The organism is Paenibacillus sp. FJAT-27812 (assembly GCF_001273905.1).
Classification (GTDB): domain Bacteria; phylum Bacillota; class Bacilli; order Paenibacillales; family Paenibacillaceae; genus Pristimantibacillus.
The window spans coordinates 1,244,584-1,267,473 of sequence record NZ_LIGH01000001.1 but is presented as its reverse complement, the minus strand read 5'-3'; the positions used below and the strand labels follow the sequence as shown (position 1 = coordinate 1,267,473).

Annotated in this window: 11 protein-coding genes; 10 read left to right on the top strand and 1 reads right to left on the bottom strand. The window is 50.7% G+C overall.

What is annotated here, in order from left to right; all coding sequences use genetic code 11:
- Positions 1-19: 19 nt before the first annotated feature.
- The 5 genes from ADU23_RS05340 (at position 20) to ADU23_RS05325 (ending at position 6,730) form a co-directional block, all read left to right on the top strand.
- Positions 20-3,913 carry an NEAT domain-containing protein gene (locus ADU23_RS05340; protein WP_053372798.1) on the top strand — a complete coding sequence of 1,298 codons (3,894 nt, stop codon included), beginning with the start codon at positions 20-22 and terminating at the stop codon, positions 3,911-3,913.
- Between the two features lie 164 nt (positions 3,914-4,077).
- Positions 4,078-4,842: a pirin family protein gene (locus tag ADU23_RS05335; protein WP_053372797.1), complete on the top strand. Its 765-nt coding sequence runs from the start codon at positions 4,078-4,080 to the stop codon at positions 4,840-4,842.
- A gap of 39 nt (positions 4,843-4,881) precedes the next feature.
- Positions 4,882-5,496: an NAD(P)H:quinone oxidoreductase gene (gene wrbA, locus ADU23_RS05330; RefSeq protein WP_053372796.1), complete on the top strand. Its 615-nt coding sequence runs from the start codon at positions 4,882-4,884 to the stop codon at positions 5,494-5,496.
- Positions 5,497-5,684: 188 nt separating this feature from the next.
- Positions 5,685-5,816, top strand: coding sequence for a hypothetical protein (locus ADU23_RS33930; protein WP_269433061.1), 132 nt, complete (start codon positions 5,685-5,687; stop codon positions 5,814-5,816).
- An 83-nt stretch (positions 5,817-5,899) separates the two neighbouring features.
- Positions 5,900-6,730 (top strand): AraC family transcriptional regulator, encoded by an 831-nt coding sequence (locus tag ADU23_RS05325; RefSeq protein WP_053372795.1) that lies wholly within the window; start codon positions 5,900-5,902, stop codon positions 6,728-6,730.
- Positions 6,731-6,811: 81 nt separating this feature from the next.
- Here ADU23_RS05325 and ADU23_RS05320 read toward each other — a convergent pair whose 3' ends face one another.
- Entirely contained in the window at positions 6,812-8,215 is a 1,404-nt protein-coding gene (locus ADU23_RS05320; RefSeq protein WP_053372794.1) for a HEAT repeat domain-containing protein, read from the bottom strand.
- Between the two features lie 568 nt (positions 8,216-8,783).
- Between ADU23_RS05320 and ADU23_RS05315 the strand changes: the two genes are divergently transcribed.
- From ADU23_RS05315 to ADU23_RS05295, 5 genes are all read left to right on the top strand, one after another.
- Positions 8,784-9,209 (top strand): DUF6157 family protein, encoded by a 426-nt coding sequence (locus ADU23_RS05315; RefSeq protein WP_053372793.1) that lies wholly within the window; start codon positions 8,784-8,786, stop codon positions 9,207-9,209.
- Between the two features lie 38 nt (positions 9,210-9,247).
- The gene (locus tag ADU23_RS05310) at positions 9,248-9,427 is read left to right on the top strand and encodes a hypothetical protein (RefSeq protein ID WP_157265624.1); all 180 of its coding nucleotides are present in this window, start codon (positions 9,248-9,250) and stop codon (positions 9,425-9,427) included.
- Positions 9,428-9,540: 113 nt separating this feature from the next.
- The gene (locus ADU23_RS05305; RefSeq protein WP_053372791.1) at positions 9,541-11,649 is read left to right on the top strand and encodes a methyl-accepting chemotaxis protein; all 2,109 of its coding nucleotides are present in this window, start codon (positions 9,541-9,543) and stop codon (positions 11,647-11,649) included.
- A 322-nt stretch (positions 11,650-11,971) separates the two neighbouring features.
- Positions 11,972-14,410, top strand: coding sequence for a phosphodiester glycosidase family protein (locus ADU23_RS31975; RefSeq protein ID WP_053372790.1), 2,439 nt, complete (start codon positions 11,972-11,974; stop codon positions 14,408-14,410).
- Between the two features lie 692 nt (positions 14,411-15,102).
- Entirely contained in the window at positions 15,103-22,827 is a 7,725-nt protein-coding gene (locus tag ADU23_RS05295) for a pullulanase (RefSeq protein WP_053372789.1), read from the top strand.
- Positions 22,828-22,890 lie beyond the last annotated feature (63 nt).

Below are 22,890 nucleotides of genomic sequence, written 5' to 3'. Positions count from 1 at the left end.
TTTTAAGGAGCGTAATAAATTGAGTAGATGGCTAAAAAAAGCAGCTATCCTTTGGATAGCTATAGGTCTAATCGTATCCTCCCTGCAAACAGGTGCCAGCGCGGTCGCCGCGGCTGCCGCTAACGTCCCCGACGGCGTGTATGCCGTCGATTACACGATTCTCCATGATGAGCATGCTTCCACATCCGTGGCAAATGACTATATGAAAACAAACGGCGAAAAAGGGTCGTTGATTATTGAAAATGGTACCGTGAAATTCGAACATAAGCTTACGGCAGTTAATTATACGCGTTTTCCTTATTTAGGCTATCGCCTCGCAGGCAAAGCCAAAGCAGGAATCAACAATGAAGTCGTTTCAGGTATAGAGGGTTACCAAGCAGTTTCCACAAGACCTGTCCCTGGGGAGAACGGCAGTTATATCGTGCAATACGTCATTGCCGATCTTACCCAGAAGCAGGATGTCCTCATGCATATTTTCATTCCCGAATATTCCTATGACCATTGGTATAATGTGCGCTTAAGCATCGATACCAGCACCCTTCCAGGCATTCCGGGCGGCGGGAATGGGGGAGTAGAGCCGGAGGAGCCAACAGTCACGAAGGTTACATACAGCCAGTTGGATGAGTTTATTACGGTATCCCGTTCTGTCTATTATTCAAGCTCGGAAGGCACGGCGTACGGCGACTATCCGATCGGCAGTAAAGCCGCTCTTTGGTCAGTGATCGACTATGCCGATACGGTGCTCGGCCTAACGCCGACTGGCGATCTGGAAGCCTACGGCAATATTTACAACACGTTGAAAGGAGCTTTGAAGCTTTTTGAATCGCGCAGAAAGCAGGCGGATCGAACCGAGCTTGAGAGCTTCATTAAAATTATTACCGAGTTTACGAACAATATTGCTGTAAACGGAGCGGCGGAAGGCTCTCCAGGCTCGGCATCTGCCGCGATTGCGTCAGGGGAATATTATCATTCCGATATCAACACCTTAGTCAAAAACCTTGGCAAAGCAAAGACTGCGGTAAACACGCCTTCATCTACGCCGCAGCAATTATCGAATTCATTGGCAACGCTCGCCAATAATTATAAAAGAGCCAAAGATAGCCAATATCTAGCCGCCAAGCCGGTGAAGATTTATGCGCTTGATACGCTGGAGCCTACTAATACGCAATCGGTATATGCAAATGAGATCAGCAATACGGTTACGACGATCGTCAGCAGCATAAATGCACAAAGCTTATCTGGCTTTCTAGCGAATGTAGCGCTAAAAGGTCCTCCTGCAAATGCGAAGGTAGCTCAATCTTGGCCGAATGCGGATGGAACCTTCCAAATTATTAAGTCCGAAGCGTATACCCATTACGCAAATCGTTCTTCTGCGCTTTCCAATGCCGATGGCCAGGTTTATCAACTAAGCCCGCGGGGTACGGATTCGAGTGACGAGGATTGGCAGGGATTAAGCTATATCAGCTATGACATCAACGGCGTAACACGCGATGTGTATCTTAGCTTTAATGTTGAAAAGCTGGAGCGATTGCAGTCTTCTCTTGCCCAGTACAAGCGACTTCATGATACGGCTACCAAAGCTGATAGCGCTGATCAAGCTGCATTAGCAGCTGCAAAAGGAGCATTGCTTGCAGCCATCAAAAAAGCCAAGCTGACAGCAGACAATCTGTCCGCTACCCGACCAGCAATTACATCTGCACAGGCAGAGCTGGATCTGGCAGCAGATGCTTTTAAAGCGCTCATCGTGTATGAACGCTACTTCTCAACCTTGCATGGCACAAACGCGGCATTCTCGTCGGCAGACAGCTATTTCCTTAAGCCTGCCACCATCGGGACGGAAGCAAATGGCGACGTTTCGGTCACGTTTACGGTGAAGGACAACGCTGCGATAAAAGAAATAAAAGTAGAGCGTGACGGAAGCTATAAGGATGTTGAGATCGCCAGCGTAAACGAAGCGGCAAATACCCGCGTCGTTACCTTTAAAACGGCCGACCTATCTGTACTTCATAAGGCAAAGGTTCGTGTTGTAGTATCGCAGGGAGGCCAAATTTATGACCAAACCCATGATATTCGTCTTAACTTTAACGATGTAAATAATACCGCTTTAGCGCAGGCTATTTCAGCAGCGTCGGTTGTTCAAAGAGCGGCAGTAGTCGGCACGGCGATTGGACAGTACCCGGCTGAGGCGAAAAACGCTCTACAAGCGGCAATCACCGCCGCGGGTGCCGCTGCTGCTGGGGCGGAAAATACGCAAGCTCAGACAGACGAAGCGCTGCTGGCGCTGAATCAGGCAATTGCAGCGTTCAAGGATAAAGCGATTAAAGGCATTGCCGACGGTGATTACAAAGTGAACTTCAGGATATTGAAGTTCGGGACGAATGAAGATTCCGTTATGCAGACCTACGTAAATCCAGTTGCAAGCTTGAAGGTACGCGGAGCGGACAAAACGATGTTCATTACGCTCAAGCAGCATAAGGAAATTACAGCTTTAAAATTTAAAGGACAGGATGTAAAAGTAGAGAGCATCGATGAAGCAACGAATACGCGAGTCGTATCGCTGCCTCTAACAGATCTGACTACGGTTACGGATGGCTGGGTGAAAGTAGATTGGCCTGCCATCAATTATCATCATGAGTACGATATTCAATTGAAGCTGGATGCAAGCTCCCTTACAGGAATTTTTGATGCTTCTGCGCTGAATGCTCTGATTAAGACAGCGCAGGAAACGCATGACGCAGCGGTTGAGGGGACGAAAGCGGGCAATTTTAAAGCCGGCTCCAAAGCCTTACTTGCAGCTGCGATTACGGACGCGCAAGCGGCGGGGCAAGCGCCTCAGTCACAAGCGATAATTGACGCAGCCGCGGCAAAGTTGAAGCAGGCTTTGGATACCTTCCAAGCAGCGAAGATTGGCGTGGACCCGATTCCGAATCCGAATCCAGGCTCGTCGGATGGACAATACAGCATAGCCGTTCGGATTTTGAAATTTGGCACGGATCAGGATTCAGTCATGCAGGATTACATTATTCCTGCGGCTAGGCTGAAGGTAGCCGGCAGCAGCAAGCTGGTCTACCTGACGATTAAGCAGGACAAAGAAATTACTGGGTTAAAATTTAATGGGGCTAACGTTTCGACGGAAAGCAGCAACAAAGAGAAAAATACACGGGTCGTTTACTTCCCGGTATCGGATCTCTCCAAAGTGACAGATGGCTGGGTGAAGATCGACTGGCCGGAAATGAGCTATCACCATGAATACAACATTCAAATTAAATTTGATGAGTCCAGCATGAAGCCGATCAGCGGGCAAGGCGACATAGAGCTCGAGGAAGAGAAGGATAAGGACGAAGGCAAAGGCAAGGAAGAGCTGGTTGAGCCTGTAGTTACTGGCTTTAAAGATATTGAGGGGCACTGGGCGCAAGCTTCCGTTGAGAAGGCCATTGCGCTAGGCATTGCCAAAGGATACGAAGACGGCAAGTTCCGTCCTAACGGAGTCATTACGCGGGGTGAATTCGCCGTAATGATCAGCCGTGCCTTGAAGCTGAAGAGCAGCGCAGCTGATGCTAAGTTTAATGACAATTCGCAAATACCGAACTGGGCGCAGGAGCATATATTCAGAGCGGTTGGAGCGGGATTAATCGGCGGATATGAGGATCAAACCTTCCGCGCAAGCAATGAAATAACTCGCTCTGAGCTTGCCGTTATCATAGCGCGCGCAGCCAAGCTGAAAATTAGCGAGGATGCGGTGTTATCGTTCGACGATGCCGACCAGTTCCCGGCATGGGCGAAGAAGGAAGCAGCTGCAGCCATCCAGGCTGGCCTGATCCAAGGCAAAGGAAATAATAAATTTGACCCAAATGCGAGCGCTACGAGAGCTGAAGCTTTGACGCTTATTTTGCGGGTGCTTGAAAATTTGTAACAACGCATAGCTACGTTAAACCGGCGTCTTCCGATTTGGAAAACGCCGGTTTTTATTGCTTTAAAAAAGTTAGTTGACATCTATATACCCTGATGATAGGATGAATATACACTAACATTAGGATTCACGATATTAAGATAAATAAATCAAAGGGAGGTTATACCATGAGGATGAATATATATACGCCGCTACAGCAAGCAACGGGCTCGTTTGAAGGGGGCAAAATCATCGAGCAAAAGCCGATTGGGTTCCCTCAGGATCTGGGTGCGGTTAAGCGGGTTGGTCCTTTATTTTACTGGGCTTGGGCACATGCCAAGGAGGGCGGCAGCATCGGGCTGCATCCGCACAAAGGATTTGAAATTATGACATATGTCGTAAACGGGCAGGTCTCGCATGGCGACACGCTTGGGACGGAGAGCACTGTTGGACCCGGCGGCGCACAGGTTATGCAGACGGGCTCCGGCGTATCGCATCGCGAGAAAATAGACGGTCCTGATGCCGAGATTTTTCAAATTTGGTTTGAACCGGATCTAAATGAAGCGATTAAAAGGAAGCCTACCTATCACGAATACGTTGCTGAAGATTTTCCAGAGACCGTCAGCGGACAGGTTCATAAGAAAACGATTATTGGCGAAGGATCTCCCATTCATTTGGTGACGGATGCGCAAATGTGGGATATTTCCTTGGAAGCTGGCAGCGAATATGAGCATGCCGTTCCAGCAGGATATTCGATCGCCGCGTTAGCCATTCGAGGAAATGGCAATTGGAGCACAAGGGAAGCCACGACTCCATTCCAGCATAAAGATTTTACCGTTGTGCAGGCAGATTCAGAGCCCGAGGCGGTTCGCTTGGCAATCGGGCAAGACAAGGTGCGCATGATCGTCATTCAGCTGCCTAATCAAGTAGCATACCCGCTATATGAGCGTTAATCGTTAGATCATAACTTTATTATTGAGGAGATGGATCAGATGTCAGCCATTAAACTTGCCATTATTTATTACAGCGTAACGGGTACCAATTATCAAATGGCGCAATGGGCCGCGGAAGGCGCAAAGGAAGCGGGCGCCGAAGTGAGAATTTTGAAAACGCCGGAGCTGGCAGATGAAGAAGCGATTCAAGCGAATCCGATTTGGCGAGCTCATGTTGCGGCTACGCAGGAAATACCGGAGGTTTCCTATAAGGACTTGGAATGGGCTGACGCGATTATTTTCAGCGTCCCGTCTCGTTTTGGCGGCATGCCTGGTCCTGTTAAGCAATTTCTCGATTCGACGGGCTCGCTTTGGTTTAACGGCAAGCTCGTTAATAAAGTGGTCAGCGCGATGACATCAGCTCAAAATGCCCACGGCGGTCAAGAGCAGACCATTCTCAGCTTATACACCTCGATGTATCATTGGGGAGCGATCGTTGCGGCGCCAGGCTATTCAAGTCCCGTTACCTTTGAGGCGGGCGGCAATCCATATGGAACGAGCGTGACGGTTCAAGGCGGCAAAATGGTCGAGGACGTCAAAGCGGCGGTTGAATACCAAGCGAAACGGACAGTAAATGTCGCACAGTGGGTACAGCTCGGACAAGTGCAGGCGTAAGCTTGAAGAGGCTGAGAATGAGGAAGGGGGCAGCGTAATGCTGCTTCCTTTTTTTGCGTGCATGGCTAAAAACAAGCGGCTTCAAGTGTTCTGTTGGCAAGGAAAAGGATAAGAGATAAGATAGGGTTGGAAGGATGCAGCGGGTATCATTTAGTATAGATTTATAAAAGAGAATCTAGGCAATTATTATGCTGAATATAAATCAACGTTTGTTGCAGATGGAGCTGGAAGAGCGGATCAGCACGATTAGCATGTCCGTCTTGCCGGATCAGGAGGATCATGCTTTGCTTATTTCCGCGTTGCACCGTTATTTATCCTAATAAACCAATACGCCTCAGCGAGAGCCGAGAATGGATTTTAACAATTAGAAGTGACATCACGGGCTTGGAGGGCGGGAGTGGCAATGAACGAAAATAGCATGAAATCATTTTGGAAATCGTATTTGACCGGCTTGCAATTGCATGTGGCTGTAGTTGAGTATACGAAGGTGCCGAGCTCATGGAATGACGACAATTACACGCCTGACGTGAACAAGCTTTATTACATTCAAGAGGGCGAAGGGTATATTAAGATTGGCAATCGCACCTTTTATCCGAAGGCTGGCGACCTATGCTTGATGCCGGCGGATGTGACCCAGTCCTACGGAACGATTAATGAAAATACTTTCGGCAAATATTGGTGCCACTTTACGGCGAAGCTGGGCAATTTCAACCTGTTTCAAGTGCTTGAGATGCCTGTGATCCTAACGGTAACGGACCATCCTTTATTAAAGGATAAATTCGACCGCCTTATGTATCATTATAAGAGCGAGGAGTGGACGGCCGACCTGCATGTGCAGGCGACCTTCCTCGAGATCATGGCCATGTTTTTGGAGCAGACTGACCGGGTAACGATCAATGCGCCAACAACAAGCTCATTCGAGAAAATGAACGTCGTGCTTTCTTATATCGAGGAGCATCTTTCTGAAAATATTTCAGTAGATACGCTGGCGCAGCTGGTTCATTTTCACCCCAATTATTTCATTCGCATGTTTAAAAATACGACCGGGCTCTCGCCGATTCAATATGTGAACCGCAAGCGGATGGACAAAGCTAGAGAGATGCTTACTTTCACCGCTTTAAGCATTTCCGCTGTTGCTGAAGCGCTGGGGATGGATGCGACGTACTTCTCGCGTCTTTTTAAGGAGTATACGGCGCTGTCGCCGAGCGAATACAGAGAGCTTTTGCTGAAATAAAGGTGTCTCTTAATGAAGAAGAAACGAAGAACCGCCGGTTGCTTAACCGGCGGTTCTTCGTTATTTTTATGAGGATCAAGCCTAGAAGGTGTCGGCTGGTGTAGTTGTCGTGCACCAGCGCGCATTAAAGAGCGACTTGATTAGAAGATCCTTTGCTTCCTCGGTGCCGATATAACGGAGCGCTTCCAGCGCATGTGCCCGCACGTAGCGGTCCTCGTCATCCAGCGCAGCTTCCAGCGCAGGAATCGCTGCAGCAGCCGTGGAGCCAAGCTTCGATAACGAAAGGCCAGCCGTAAAACGGACCTGCGCATCCTTATCTGCCAGGCATGTAATTAAGCCGTCTACCCCAGCTGCGGAGGTAGATTCGATCATGCCCAGCGCATCGGCTACCGCCGTGCGAATGGTAGCGGAAGGGTGGGACAACAAGCTTGTAAGCGCTGGAAGAGCTGCTTCTGCAAATTGGCCCAGCTCCCCGAGCGCAAATATGGCATGATAGACGGTTTCCTCGCGGTCATGTTCCAGCGCGGCAATTAGTCCGTTTACGGCTTCTTCTCCTGCCGCCGATAGTCCATAGGCAGACACGCGCGATACGTCGGCGCTTTGATGGTGCAGTCCAGCAAGCAAGGCTGCTACGCCTTTTCTGCCATACCTTGCGAGCTCATAAGCTGCGTTCAGCGCGGTTGGCTCGAATTCATCCTCTAATTCGCGTGCTAGCTCATTAAGCTTATTAGCATCTTCTTTCCGGGAATTCGCTATGCTGCCAACGCTGCCGGACAGCCAGTTCCAGGTTTCCTCCCACAAGGTTTCATGGTTTGCAATGGGAAGCGCAAGATCGGAAGGCTCTGACCATGCTGTTGCCTGATTGTCCCAAGTCGGTGCGGCAGGCGCAGCCGTACGCATAAATTCGAACTTCAGCATGAAGCGGGCATTGCCTAGTACATTCGGCGTCGAACGGTGCCAGATATCGTAATGGATGAGCGCAAAAGTGCCAGCTTCACCGTTAGCGAAGGCTTCCCCTGCGACTTCATCGGATACGAAAGTGCGTGACTCGTAGTTTTGCGTGCCGGGAAGCACGCTTGTTGGTCCAAGCTCAAGCGGCGTGTTTTGCGGGAAATACATAATCATCGCCCACCATGGATGGTGGTTGCGCATCCGCGAGTAGCCCCAGTAGCTGTCCTTATGCCAGCCGCCGGCAACGGGCTGCGCATTGTAATGACCATGTCTATGTGCATGTAGCATGTAGTTTGGTCCCAGCACACTCGTTAATGCGCCGGTGATGACGGGGCTATCGAATACTTGCTGAATCTCGCGAATTCGCGGCAGCAGGTTATTGCCGGGATTTCCTTCCGCGTCATACACTTTATTAAGCTCTGCGGTCAACGCATGGTGGAATGATTCGGGAAAGTCGGTTTTTAAAATAAGAAAGCCTTCCGTAATAAATTTTCTCATTTGCTCATCATTCAGTAACAGTGGTGATTGGTTCATGAGATCGATATCCTCCTAAGAAATGAATTTATAAACCGATTATAGGAGATGTCACCCGAATGCTACATACACGAAACTAAGTGAAGCTTGCATAAAACTAACTTCCTCCAAATAACGGGAGATGAAGTTAAATTATTTTTTTCGCTTTTATCCGGTGCTCATTTTACGAAATCCAATGCCGATGATGCGAGCATAGATTTCCTTGGCGCCGTGAATGCTGCTGCATACGATAAAAATTCGGTCAGCGGCATAGAGGGGGAAAAACATCGGCGGGGATGAACAGCCTTGCTGAGTTCATCGTCATGAGCATTTTCAACGAATCCGGAATATCGAAGCCAAGCACCTCATAGATGATGGGCGCTTCTTTGGGGCGGGGCAAATACATCTCACCGTCTACCATTCTTTGCTATCTGAAATGATACGTAGCAACCTCCATTAATGATAATTGTTCTCATCACAATATAAACGATATTAATCACTAGAGGAAGTGGACATAAATGAGATTGTATAGTCACAAAAGTGTGATATCGCTATAATAGCCTTATCCAAGATTAGGAGGAAACTAGTCATGAATTGGAACTATTATAATACATTCATCACGGTGTCGGCAGACTGTCCAGCGGAGATCGGCACGGTGCCGCCGGACAAGAAGGGCGGTCGGACGAAGCCGAGCCTTGAGTATGAGCTGGCAGCCAATGAACCCTATAGGTATACGCAGGAAGAGCTGATGTATGAGGTGCACATTCGGCATAAGGAGTTGTCGGCCGAAGAGCTCGAAGCAAGAGGGAAGGAGGTTTGGGACGAGTTTTTTTCAAAGCCGAAGGCTTGTCTAAGGGCGTCGATGCTTCCGAAGAAATACGGCTGGGGCATCCACTTTAATGAAGAGGGCAAGCTGGCGCTCGTGCCAAAGGAATCGGAGGAATACGGCCAATTCACAGAGGGCGGGCGCGATCAGGTGACGGTGCTTCGAGGCATGCGGAGCAGCAAAAAATAAATGGTGAGTGTGTGCTTGCCCTGGCGGGGCTTGATTCGTTGATTAGGCATGCTGCTCATGATAGCAGCTCGCAGTTGAATGGCGAGTACGAGAGCGCGGTGAAAATGGGCGCTCATATAGCACTAAGCCTGCCTGCGGTTGAATGGAGATTGAGCGAGCAAGGTAATATCCAGCTCTTTAGTCAAACTGGAGCGGCGGCTGACGAAAGCACGCTCTAACAAAAGCGAGGAACTGGCGCGATATTCATTTTCAGACTAGTCCATTATACCTATTCATTTTTAGTCGTATTTTGTCGATTAATGTCTTATCTTGGATGGGTGGAGTGGATGCAATGGCCGCATATCGGAAGCTTTCCTTATCATTCAAATTTATTGCAGTAGTTGGAGTCGTTATTGCTTTAGTGTTAGGCTCTATTCTCTTCGTAAATTTGCAGCAATTAAAGAAAGTAAGCCTTACGAATGGCGAGCTTGCAGCGGAGAACGCTGGAAATGATTACGCGAATACGTTTTTGAAAAAAGTGACTAGTCTGGAATCAACCTTGAAATCATTGTCAGAGGTGCTTGAGGAATCACGGGCGAGCCAAAGCCTATCACGGGAAGAGGTTATCTCCCTGCTGAAGGGAATGCTCCAGAAGCGCCCGGAAGTATTCGGTATCTACACGCTTTGGGAGCCTAATGCATTTGATCGTAACGATGAGGCAAACCGGAGCAAAGCGAAATATGACGATGCCACGGGAAGATTCATTCCTTATTTGATTCAACAGAATAAAGAAATTGTTGCCGAGCCTTTAAAAGGCTATGAGGAGCAGGGCGTTGGCGATTTCTATCTTATACCAAAGGCGAGCAAGCAGCTCTCTTATTTGGAACCATACACGTATGAGGCGGCGGGCGAGCAAACGCAGATGATGTCTATCGTCCAGCCGATTCTTGACGAATCGGGCGTTTTTTTAGGCATTGTTGGCGTAGATCTTTCGCTTTCCGACCTTCAGGAGGAGGCAACGCATTACAGACCGCTTGATGGATATGTCTCGCTTATTAGCGAAGCGGGAGTTTATGCTGCCAATCCGAATGATCCGGCATCGATATTGCAGCCATACGGCGATTCGCCGGAGAAGGAGCAGTTATGGAAGCAGGTCCAGAGCGGCCAGACGCTAAAAGCATATACGGCTAATTCCAAAGGCGATGATGTGCTGCGTGTATTCGAGCCTATCAAGCTGCCGGGCAGCGAGCAGATTTGGTATACGCAAACCGCTGTCTTAGAGGATGTTGTTTTGGCAACATATAATGAGGCTAGAACAAACGCGGGCATTACGGTGCTTGCGGCGCTGGTCATTTTGGCAGCGGTGATAGGACTTCTTGTATGGGGCATGGTCATTAAGCCGCTTCGTGCCCTTTCGGCTAAGCTGCAGCTAATGGCGCAGGGAGATTTAACGCAGAAGCTGGATTTTCGATCTGGCGATGAGTTTGGGGTGATGGGCGGTCACTTTAATGAAATGACCGGCAAGCTGCGCGGGATGTTCCAGCTGGTCTCGGATTTGTCGATGGCTGTGGGCGCAACATCGGAGCAGCTTACAGCAAGCGCTGAGCAGACAGGCAAAGCGGCTGAGACGATTGCTCACTCCATTGGCCGTGTTGCAGAGGGCGCGCAAAATCAGCATGAGTATGCGTCGGAGTCATCCCAGGCGATGGGCGAAATGGCAATAGGCGTTCAGCGAATTGCGGATTCGTCTTCGGCAGTATCGTCATCTGCCGAGGAAGTGGCTAACCAAACGCAGCAGGGCAGCGTGCAGCTCCAAACGGCAGTCACGCAGATGGGCGAGCTTCAAAGGTCGTTTGAGGAAACGGGAAGCGCCATTCGGCGCTTAGGCGAGAGATCCGGTCAGATCGGCGGAATGATTGATCTAATCGCGAACATTAGCAAGCAAACGAATTTGCTGGCGCTCAATGCGGCGATCGAGGCATCCAGAGTGGGTGAGCATGGACGGGGCTTTGCTGTTGTCGCAACTGAAATTCGCAAGCTTGCAGAGCAGACGAAGCAAGCAGCGGATCAGGTGACGAGCTTGGTTGAAGATGTGCGCATGGACACGAATAAAGCATCACTCACGATGGTTACCGGCAACGAGAAGGTTCAACAGGGCGTACAAAGCGTAACGGAGAGCGGTCTGTTATTCACATCTATCCTCACGGAAATGACGCAGGTAAATGAGCAAATCCAAGAGGTATCGGCTGCTGCCCAGCAAATGACGGCAAGCACCGAGCAAATTTCAGCCAGCGTGTCGCAGCTTGCCGATCTTGCATCAGAGGCATCCGCCGATTCTCAAAGCGTTGCCGCAGCTTCAGAGGAGCAGCTTGCGTCTATGGAGGAAATCTCAGCCTCGGCAGAAGCGCTTAGCACCATGGTACAGGAGCTTTTGGAGAAGCTGTCTCATTTTAAAATATAGCAATCAAGGCTGGCATAGCTTTCAGTGAACGTCATTGCTGAGGCGAATGCCAGTCTTTTTTTAAAATATAGGAAAATATATAATGAAACGCGCTGCGCCGCCAAAGGACGGCGACAGCCGTTTCACCTTGAGTGGAAAGGTGACTGTGACGATATAAGAAACATGAAATCTATGAAAAAACGGAATAGGATTGTTATAGGGTTATCGAATGGTAAGGCTTTTCTCGTGATGCTATGAGCTGTTCTTCATTTTTAATAGGTCTTTGTCGATATAGTTCGTTGGGACTATTTGGAATACGCATAGATAAGGGAGTGCAGCTTTGATGCAGCAAGATTGGATGATATGGGGAAAAAAAGGAATAGCCGCGCTATTGATAGCGTCTATGGGTTTAAGTTATGCCGGAAGCGGGGCAGCTGCCGCCGCAGCAGCAGGTGAAACTGTCACGGTTAAGGCCGCGGAAGGCAAAGCGGTTAGCACGACAGCCGCAACGGTCAATAAAGCAGAAATCGAATATTGGCGTTACGCAGCCGAAGGAACGCTGCATCCGGCGCTAGTTTTGTCGAATGGAAATCTGTTCACCGCAGCCGCTAATGGTTGGGTGACCATTGTCACCAGCACGGGCAAAGAAGTGAAGCGGGTCAATGCCTATACGAATTTGTCCGCGCCGGCGCTGAACGGGAAACGCCAAATATTTGCTGCTGGCAAAAGCGCGCGGCTCTATCAATACGATGAAGCGGGAAATGGCGGTCAGGCCGGTATTTTTTATTTTAAAGGAAAGACCGAGAATCTTCAGCCGTCTGCACTAGTCACGGACGCGCAGGGACTCCCTTATTTCGCATATCAGCATGCGATTTTATCGCTGGATGAAGCGGGTGAGAAGCAGGCGGCGCTGCTGCCGGAGGGCGTCAGCGTGAAGGAGCTTGCCGCGGGCAAGAGCGGCGTCTATGCGCTTGGCAGCAACGGCGCGCTGTATGCGGTGCGCGGCGGAGCTGTAGTCTGGGAAGCGGCTCTGGAACAGCCGCTGCATGGGGGTAAGCTGGCTGCCGACCGGGTTAACGGCGGCGTTCTGCTGCTCGCGGGCAAAGCGGTCGCTGCTTATGATGAGGACGGCAAAGTCCGATTCACGCGCGAGCTTGCGGCGGCGCCCGCAGGCGGCTGGACATCCCCGGTGCTTCTGCCCGGGGATGCGGGAGCTGTCGTTGCCGCTGAGCTTGGCGGCAACGGCATTGCTGCGTTCCGCCTCGCAGACGGGGCGGAACTATGGCGCATCAGCGCCGCCGGGGCCGGAGGCTTCGGCCCCGCGGCGCTGGCGCCGGATGCGGCCGCCGGCATCGTGCTGGCCGGCGGCCGATCCGGCGCGGTGTACGCGATCGACGGCTCTGCCAAGTCGATCTTGTACACCTACGGCGGGCACGCCGCGGTTCCCGCGAGCGGCGTGACGCCGATGGGCGGCGGACGCTTCGCGTATACGTCCGCCAGCCAGTTGATCGCAGCGGGGCCGGTTCGCCCCGTCGCGATTACCTACGCAGCGGCGACGCTTAAGCTGCCGCTGGATACAAGGCTCCTGCTCACGGACAAGCTGAAGCTGTCCGATCCCGTCGCCCTCAGCTTCCGCTCCGATAATACGGCGATCGTTCGCATCACGGAGAAGAGCATCGTGACCCCGGTTGCAGTGGGCTCAGCAAATCTTTACGTGAATGTCATCGCAAGCGGCTATAAAGGCCAGCTCAAGCTGCCTGTCCAGGTGACGGCCTCGGACTCCAAGCTGAAGGTGAAGCATGAGGCGAAAAAGGTCAGCATTTCAGGCAAGTCCTATACGGTTCAAACGGTGGTCATTCCTAAGGGAGTTCCAATGACCGCAGGTCTTGCAAGCCGCAAGGTTGGCGTTGTCCAGCCGCTTGCGCTGATTGCGAAAGCCTACAATGCTGATGCAGCTATCAACGGGACATTCTTCGAGGCTTACGGCGGCATTCCCGAACCGTATGGCACCCTCATCGCAGACGGAAATGTGGAGCATATCGGCAATACGGGAACGGCGATCGGTTTTACATGGGATGGGACGGTTATCATGGATACGCTCCGGGTGAAGCTGCTGGGCGGGACGGATGGTTCTTTCAAATCGCCGAATAACTGGTATGTGTATTTCATAAACCGTACGCCGGTAGCGGGCGGCTCATCCGCCATTATGTTTACTCCGAAGCGGGGCGCTAAGCTAGGCTTTGCGCTTGGGACGGCTGTTACCGTCAGCAAAGGCGTCGTGACCAAAATAAGCAAAAAAGAAAATGTGAGCATTCCGGCAGATGGGTATGTTCTCGTTTTTACAGGCTCGGAAGAAAAGCTTGCCGCACGTTTTAAGGTCGGCACTTTGGTGGACTATAAGACGGAAATGACGAACTTGTCCAATACGCCGATTGCCTGGTCACGCGTCCATACGGCAGTTGGTGCTGGTCCAAGACTGGTAAAGGACGGGAAGCTGGCGATTAACCCCGTGGGCGAAGGCTTCAGCAGCTCCAAAATTTTAGCAGACTCCGCAGCCAGAAGCGGCATTCTTGTTAAAAAGGACGGAACCGTCATCATGGCGACCGTACCTCAGGCAACGATGAAGCAGTGGGGACAAATCATGCTGCAGCTAGGTGCGGAGCAGGCGATGAATTTGGATGGCGGAGCTTCTTCGGGTATGTATGCGCAAGGCAAGCTGATTACGGCGCCAGGCAGGCTTATCAGTAATGGACTCGTATTTGGTACAAAGTTGAAATGGTAACGAAAGCAGCGTTTAGGCCGCCCTCATGCAGGGCGGATGCGTTTCAGAATGTTCGGCGCCGCAGGTCGTGGCATCCTTCGCACACCAGCCAATGGACGGTGGAGATCCTGCTGTCCCGCCCCAATTCGAATGTGAGGAATGCCGCGGAGTGATGACTGAGTATTACAAAGGCGTTCACGGACATGAATACCGAATAGAAAATGAGAGAAGCAACAGAACGTAAGGGATCTCCTTGCGTGCCGTTGCTTCGCATGCTCGAAAGTAGATATGCACTTCAAGGACGCCGTCAGGCGTTTTTCTTATGCAAAAGATGAGTGGTATCAGACACGCATGCATACCGCATAGCTGTGCAACTTTCTGCGCAAACGTTGTCATTTGCAGTAAAAAGGACGCATACACATGTGGAAACAAGAAAAAAGCGAGAAAATAATTGACAGCGCTTTATTTTTGGTATTAATATGGGTCTAAGTAAACGCTTTCACAGTTCTGTTAGCGCAATTAAGGCTGTTGCAAGAGGATGGAAGGAAGGACTCACATTTTTTGTGCTATTTGTGCAAACGATTGCACACGTTCAGGGTTTTTATTTTCAACCAATCAGGAGGTGGCGTAGCAGAGCGAATGAGCAGGCTAAAGGCTTCAAAACAGTAAGGATTCAAAAGCGCTTTTACGATAAATTGGGGAGGTTCATCCGAATGGGCTTTGCTTTTAGGCGAAAGAAAATGATTTCTCTTATGCTGATAGCAGCTATGCTTTGGTCGATTGTTGGGGCTATTCCGAACGATGCGAGCGCTGCTGCGCCAACGAAGGTTGTGCTTGTCGGCGATCTGCAGTCAGAGCTTGGTCATGACAAAGATTGGGACCCGGCGGCAGCGGCAACCGAAATGGTCGACAAGGGCAACGGGATTTACAGCTTTACCGCGACTTTGCCAGCGGGCGATTATCAATATAAGATCGCTTTGAATGGCGGTTGGGACGAAAGCTATGGCTTTGACCACTACACGAACCCAAGCGGTGCCGGCAACGAGGGAAATATTAAGCTGACCCTCGCCGAAGCGGCAGAAGTAACCATTTATTATAATCATGTCTCGCACAAAATCGCAGATTCTACTTATTATGTTCCGCTAGCCAGCGACAAGCTCCCGCGTATCGTAGGCGATCTGCAGAGTGAAATAGGTGATCCATCCGACTGGTCGCCGGAAACGGCGCTTTCAGTACTGGAGGATTCTGATTTTGACAGCGTGTACACCCTTACGAAGGAAGTGCCTAAAGGGGACTACGCGTTCAAAATATTGCTGGGATCAACTTGGGAGGATGCAGCTTACCCGCAAAGCAACCGAGCGCTCAGCTTGCCTGCCAATCTGCCGGTTACCTTCAAGTATAATGCGGCAACGCATGACGTGGCAGCAGATTTCAAGGCGCCCGTAGAGCCGAATCCGAACCCGGGAGGTTCAAATACAGAACCTGTCCCGGCTAACCATCTGCGCGTTCACTATAGCCGGGCGGATGGCGTTTATACGAATCAAGGCGTATGGGCTTGGGATCATGTTGCCGCACCATCTGCTGGGTGGCCGCAGGGTGCAATGGCTATCCCGGAGGATAAGAGGGACAGCTATGGCGCATATGTGGATATTCCGCTTGCCGATAACGCCAAAAAAGTGGGCTTTCTAATCGTCAACCGATCGGATGGTTCAAAGGATGGCGGCGATAAAGCGGTAGCCATAAGCTCGCCTGAAGTGAACGAGGTTTGGATACAGAAGGACTCTGATAAGGTATTTTATTACGAACCGGTAGCGCTTCCGCCTAATACCGTTCGCATCCACTACGTTAGAGAGGATAAGAATCAGAGCGCGTATGGGCTGTGGCTGTGGGATCAGGTTGCGGCACCATCAACGGGCTGGCCTGCGGGCGCAGCTGCCTTCCAAGCCGAGAACGTCGATCGATATGGCGGCTATGTGGATGTTCCGCTCGAGCAAAACGCGCAAAAAATTAGCTTTCTGGTCGTGAACCGAACGTTAGGCGATGCAGATAAGGATGGCGGCGACCGTACCTTCAGCCTTCTTGACCGCTACGATCAGCTATGGATTAGAGAGCGCGACAACAATGTTTATGTTTCTCCTTATTGGGAGCTGCCTACCGGCCTTGTATCCGCAGAAATATTGTCTGAGAGCAAGCTTCTTCTCGGTTTTACGATGACCGACGGGCTGGTGGCGGACGAATTGAAGCAAGCGATCACGATTAAGGATAAAAGCGGAGCAGCCGTCGCTATTAATCAAGTGACCTTGCAGGCGGATAAGAAAAGCGTTCTCGTCTCGGCGAATATACAACTGGATCAGGCTCCGCTAAGCGTCTCCTACCAAGGCAAAACGGTAACGGCAGCCGCAGGCTGGAGAATGCTTGACGAGCTATACAGCTACGAAGGAAATGACCTTGGTGCGAGCTATGACTCGGGCAACGTTGTTTTGAAGCTGTGGGCGCCAAAAGCAAGCTCCGTCGTAGCCAACGTCTACGATATAAGCGACTCTACTCAGCTAGTAGGCAGCGTGGAGTTGACGCAAGGCGACAAGGGCGTGTGGTCGACTGCCATTGCGCCAACTGATTTAGATGTACAAGGAATAACGGATTTGAAAGGTTATTTCTATCAATATGAAGTAACAAATGACGGGGTAACAAAAAATGTCCTCGATCCGTACGCCAAATCGATGGCGGAGTTCAGAGTCAACACCAAGGGAGAAGCCGGGGAGGACGGCGATGAGGTCGGTAAGGCGGCAATCGTTGACCTTGGCGGGACTGATCCAGCGGCTGACTATGATTTTGCCAAGATTGACGGTTATGAGAAACGGGAAGATGCGATTATTTGGGAGGCGCATATTAGAGACTTCACGTCTGATCCCTCTATTGCGGGTGATTTGAATGCGAGATGGGGCTCCTATAACGCATTCAAAGATAAGCTGGACTATATTAAGTCGCTAGGCGTTACCCATATTCAGCTGCTTCCGGTCATGGCGTGGTACTTCGGCGATGAGGCGAACATGGGCACAAGGGAAATGGATTATTCGACTATCGATAATGAATACAACTGGGGTTATGATCCGCACAGCTATTTCTCGCCAGACGGCGCATATTCCGAGAACGCTGCCGATCCGGAGCTTAGAGTCAAAGAATTAAAAGGACTAATCGATGCGATTCATGATGCGGGCATGGGGGTCGTTCTTGATGTCGTGTACACCCACATGGCAAAAGCAAGCTTCCTGAACGATATCGTACCTAACTACTACGCATTCCAGGATGCGAACGGCAACAATATCGGCGGCTTCGGCAACAACTTGGCTACCTCTCACAAAATGGCGGAGAAGCTGATGGTTGATTCCGTTAAATATTGGTTCGATGAGTACAAAATCGACGGCATGCGCTGGGATATGATGGGCGACGCGACTTATGATGCGGTTCAGCATGCTTATGATGCCGCAGCCCGCATTAACCCGAACGCCTTGTTCATCGGCGAAGGCTGGAAAACGTTCGGAGGAGCCGCTTCCGATCCGTCATTGGCAGGCAAGGGCGCAGACCAAGCCTGGATGGACAAAACGGATAACGTTGGCGTATTTTCCGATGAGATTCGCAACGAGCTGAAATCAGGCTTTGGCTCAGAGGGCGAGCCAAGATTTATAACGGGCGGAGCTAGAAGCATCGCGACGATTTTGGCTAACATTAAGGCGCAGCCTGGCAACACGCCTGCCGATGATCCGGGCGACATGGTGCAGTACATTGAAGCCCATGACAACCTGCCGCTGTATGACGTTATTGCACAGTCCATCAAGAAAGATCCGGCAGTTGCAGCCAACGATCTAGAAATCCATAAGCGCGTGCGGCTGGGGAATTTATTGATTTTGACCTCACAGGGTACGGCGTTCCTGCATGCGGGGCAAGAATACGGCAGAACGAAGCAGTGGCTGGGAGAGGGAATGCCGGAGCAGAAATATCACGAGCTCAAGGATGCGCAGGATCAATCCTTTGGTTATTTTGTCCATGATTCGTACGATTCGTCCGATGCCATTAATAAATTTGACTGGCAGAAAGCTGCTGATGCCGATCTATATCCGATCAACCATACAACAAAGGAATATACGGCTGGCTTAATCGAGCTTAGGAAGCATACGGATGCGTTCCGACTTGGTGACAAAGCATTGGTTGATTCCAACGTTACGCTTGTTGAAGCCAAGGAGATGAAAGCAAGCGATCTAGTCATCGGCTACAAGAACAAAGCGACGGACGGAACCGGCAATTATTATGTATTTATGAATGCGGACAATACGGCAAGAACGCTTACGCTTACGGAGGATTTAACCGCAGGCACGGTGGTTGCAGACAATGACGAGGCGGGAGTAGAGGCCGTTTCCGCTGCGTCTGGCTTCGAGCTGACAGCGAACTCGATTACGCTTGATCCTTTGACTGCGGTCATTATTAGAATGGAAGCGTCAGCGCCTGTGTTCACTAAGCTGGAGCTGGACAGCGCGAGCTATCCGCTTCAGGTAGGCACGACGCACCAAACCGCGGTTTACGCGAAATACAGCGACGGCAGCAGAAAAAATGTAACGGGGCAAGCGACGTACACCTCCAACAAGCCATCGGTAGCCGCTGTAAGCACGGGCGGTTTGGTAACGGCGATCGGTGCAGGAGATGCAACGATCACGGTTACGTATAATGGCATGTCGGAGAATGTTGCGGTTGCCGTTACGACCGAATCGCTGAAGCGTTATGTGCAATTGAACTACATCCGGCCCGACAAAAACTATACGGACTGGAATCTATGGATTTGGAATACGGGTGTGAAAAACGACCAAATCAACTTTGATAAAGTCGAAAACGGCATAGCTACCGTTATGCTCGAAATTGCCCAGGATGCAACAAGCGTAGGGTTTGTCCTCCGCAAAGGAACTGACTGGAACACCGCGAAGCAGGATATTCCGGATGACCGCGTCATTCCGATTGCGCCGGGGGCGGCTTTTACGAAAGTGAACATTGTCAGCATGGTGAGCCAGGTTGATATTTTGCCTAGCATAAACGGACCTATTCTGAAGGATGGCGGCATCACCTTCCTCTATCGGGATGATACCTTATTCAAAAATGGGCAATTGGGAGATATAACAGGCGTTAAAGTGAAAATAAACGGCACGGCCTATGACATGGCGTATGACGCAACGAAAGAGTGGTTTGCGTACACCCTTTCCGAAGTAGAAGGCGGCCAATACGAATACACCTTCCTAGTCACGAACAAGGATGGGGCAACAGTTGAAATAACCGATCCGAAAAATACGATAGACGGCAAATCGGTCATTACGTATCGGAAGCCTATCGTCACAATGACGTCATCTTTTCAGCCGCCTGCGATATCGTATAACGAGAATGCAGTTCTGACAGTAAAAGCAGCCGCTTCGGAAGAGGTAGCATTTATTGAAGGCTATATGGATCTAACGGCATTAGGCGGTGCAGCCAAGGTTTATTTTGACACCAAGCTGCTCGCGCAATCGATTGCTGTGAAGGATACGGTGACCGCGGGAACCAAGGAAATACCGATAACGCTTATCGACGAATACGGCAACAAGCATAAGCATACTGGCTCGGTAACGGTAAAGGCGAGAATGTCTGCGGGCGATCTCGACTTTGATTGGGATGAGGCACGCATTTATTTCGCGCTGACTGACCGCTTCGCAGACGGCGATGCAACGAATAATGCGGATGTGGATAAGGATCATCTTGAAGCGTACCATGGCGGCGATTTTAGAGGGATGATCGACAAGCTGGATTATTTGCAGGAGCTTGGCATCAACACGCTTTGGATTACCCCGATCGTCGACAATATCGATTTCAACAAAGGTGCCGATTTTAACAGCAAGCAGTATGGCTACCATGGCTATTGGGCGAAAGATTTCACGAAGCTCGACGAGCATCTGGGCGATATGGATACGTTCAGGGAGCTTATCGACAAGGCACATGACAAGGGCATCAAGATTATGGTTGATGTGGTGCTTAACCACACAGGATACGGACTCAAGGCAGATGAGAACCGTCCTGGCATTACACCGGAGGACAAAGCACGCTTTGAGGGCATGCTGCGGACGAATGGTGTGCAAGCCAGCACGAATCCGATTGAGGGCGAGCTCGACCATCTTCCAGACTTTAAGACAGAAGATCCTGCTGTACGTGAAAAAATAATCGAATGGCAGGCCGGCTGGCTAGAGCGTGCCAAAACGGAGCGCGGGGATATGATCGATTACTTCCGCGTAGACACCGTCAAGCATGTGGAGAGCACGACATGGAAGGCATTTAAAAATGCGCTTACTGCCATTAATCCAAACTTCAAGCTGATTGGGGAATATTTTGGAGGGACGATCGACGGCGACGGCGGCATGCTTCGCAGCGGCCAAATGGATAGCTTGCTTGATTTCAGCTTTAATGACAGGGCGAAAGATTTTGCGGGCGGCAAAATCGAAGCGGTTGATGCTTATCTAGCCGATCGTGAGACTAAGCTTGATAACGTCGCCACGATGGGTCAATTCCTAAGCAGCCATGACGAGAATGGTTTCCTTTCCCACTTTGTGGATGGAGACAAAGGAAAGCTGAAGATCGCGGCGGCGCTCCAAATTACGGCGAAAGGCCAGCCGGTTATTTATTATGGCGAGGAACTCGGCCGTTCGGGAGCCAATGCGGTTGACATGGGAGCAGGACAATTTAGCGAAAATCGCGCGGATATGCCGTGGGACCAGTTGAACGCGGAGCAAGCGCTGCATGACCATTACGAGAAGCTGCTCAATATCCGGGCCAAGTTCTCCAAGGTATATGCCAAGGGTGCGCGAACAACGCTTTCAGCTTCGGATTCACTCGGATATCTGGCATTCAACAAGCAATATGACGGTACGAATGTCGTGACGGTCATTAACACGGCAGCGGAGGGCAAGTCCGTTACGCTGAATGTTCCATTCGCGGCCGGAACGGATGCGAAAGATGAATATAGCGGCAAACTGTACAAAGTAGCGGCGAACGGCGAGCTGACGATTGAGGTGCCAGGAAGGAACGAAGGCGGAACGGTTATTTTGAGCGGCGAATCGGCTGTTGTGCCGACGCCGACGCCAACGCCAACGCCAACACCGACATCGACACCGGAGGAAACACCGACACCAACGCCAACGGCGACACCGACACCAACACCGGAAGAAACCGCAACGCCAACGCCGACACCGGTGGAAACACCAGCACCAACGCCGGCTGCAACGCCAAATGGATCATCGAATACGCCGACAAGTACACCGCTGGCGGCTGACGTTCAAGTTATTGACGATGGCAGCTTGCGAGGCGGCAAGGACGGCAAAGCAACGGTACAGCTTGCAGATGGCAAAAATATTGTGCTTCTGCCGCTGAATGCGGCCGCTGCGTTAGCAGGCAATGCTTTGGAGCTGAAAGCAAGCGGTATTTCGGTTATGCTGCCAAATGAAATGCTAGCCTCGATGCAAGGGCTAGCGCCGACAGGCGAAGCGGATGGTTCCCGTATCCGGCTTGAAGCAAAACCAGCGGCGAATGCAGAAGCAGATGCTTTGATTGAACGAATCGATGACAAGCAAGCGGATGTGAAAGCTGGCTCCTTGATTTATGAGTTCCACTTAAGCGTCATTACCAAAGACGGCAAGAGCATTCCGGTTACGAAGTTTGAGAAGCCAATAACAGTCACGTTTAAGATCAACGCGAATGCGGATAGAGACTTAATTGGCGTGTATTACGTGAGTGATGATGGCAAGCTTGAATTTATCGGAGGGGTGCTAAGCGGCGACAGCATGACAGCGGAGATATCCCATTTTAGCAAATATGCTGTTCTTGAATACGATAAATCGTTTGCAGATGTGCAAGCTAGCCATTGGTCATCGGCAGCGATTAAGTCACTGACTGCGAGGCATATCGTGACAGGCGTTAACGAAAAGCAGTTCGCGCCGCAGGCGAATGTAACCCGTGCGGAATTCGCGGCTATGCTCGTTCGTGCGCTTGGCTTAAAAGCGGAAGGCTCAGCTAGCTTCTCGGATGTCGAAGCGGACAAATGGTATTCCGCTTACGTCGCGACAGCAAGCAAGCTTGGCATCGTAAACGGGCGCAACGATCAAGCTTTTGCGCCAAACGAAACGATCAGCCGTGAGGAGATGGCAGTCATGCTGATCCGAGCTTATGCGGTTAGGAATGGGGAAGCGGCTAGCTCGGCAACGGCGGAATCGACGTTCACGGACCGCGGCCAGATCAGCAAGTGGGCTTCCGAATCTGTTGCGGCTGCTAAGGAGCTAGGGCTGATTCAAGGAAGAACAAATGAAAACTTCGTACCGAAGGGGAAAATGACGCGGGCCGAAAGCGCGCAGGTGATTTATAACCTATTGGGGAAATAAACGGACTTAAATGTTCTGTTCCGTTAGCAGGAATGAGAACCTTTCAGTCGAGATCAATCTCTT

Coding starts and splice junctions, on each gene's coding strand:
- ADU23_RS05335 (WP_053372797.1), top strand. CDS start 4,078: ATGAGGATGAATATATATACGCCGCTACAGCAAGCAACGGGCTCGTTT.
- wrbA (WP_053372796.1), top strand. CDS start 4,882: ATGTCAGCCATTAAACTTGCCATTATTTATTACAGCGTAACGGGTACC.
- ADU23_RS33930 (WP_269433061.1), top strand. CDS start 5,685: ATGCTGAATATAAATCAACGTTTGTTGCAGATGGAGCTGGAAGAGCGG.
- ADU23_RS05325 (WP_053372795.1), top strand. CDS start 5,900: ATGAACGAAAATAGCATGAAATCATTTTGGAAATCGTATTTGACCGGC.
- ADU23_RS05320 (WP_053372794.1), bottom strand. CDS start 8,215: ATGAACCAATCACCACTGTTACTGAATGATGAGCAAATGAGAAAATTT.
- ADU23_RS05315 (WP_053372793.1), top strand. CDS start 8,784: ATGAATTGGAACTATTATAATACATTCATCACGGTGTCGGCAGACTGT.
- ADU23_RS05305 (WP_053372791.1), top strand. CDS start 9,541: ATGGCCGCATATCGGAAGCTTTCCTTATCATTCAAATTTATTGCAGTA.
- ADU23_RS31975 (WP_053372790.1), top strand. CDS start 11,972: ATGCAGCAAGATTGGATGATATGGGGAAAAAAAGGAATAGCCGCGCTA.
- ADU23_RS05295 (WP_053372789.1), top strand. CDS start 15,103: ATGGGCTTTGCTTTTAGGCGAAAGAAAATGATTTCTCTTATGCTGATA.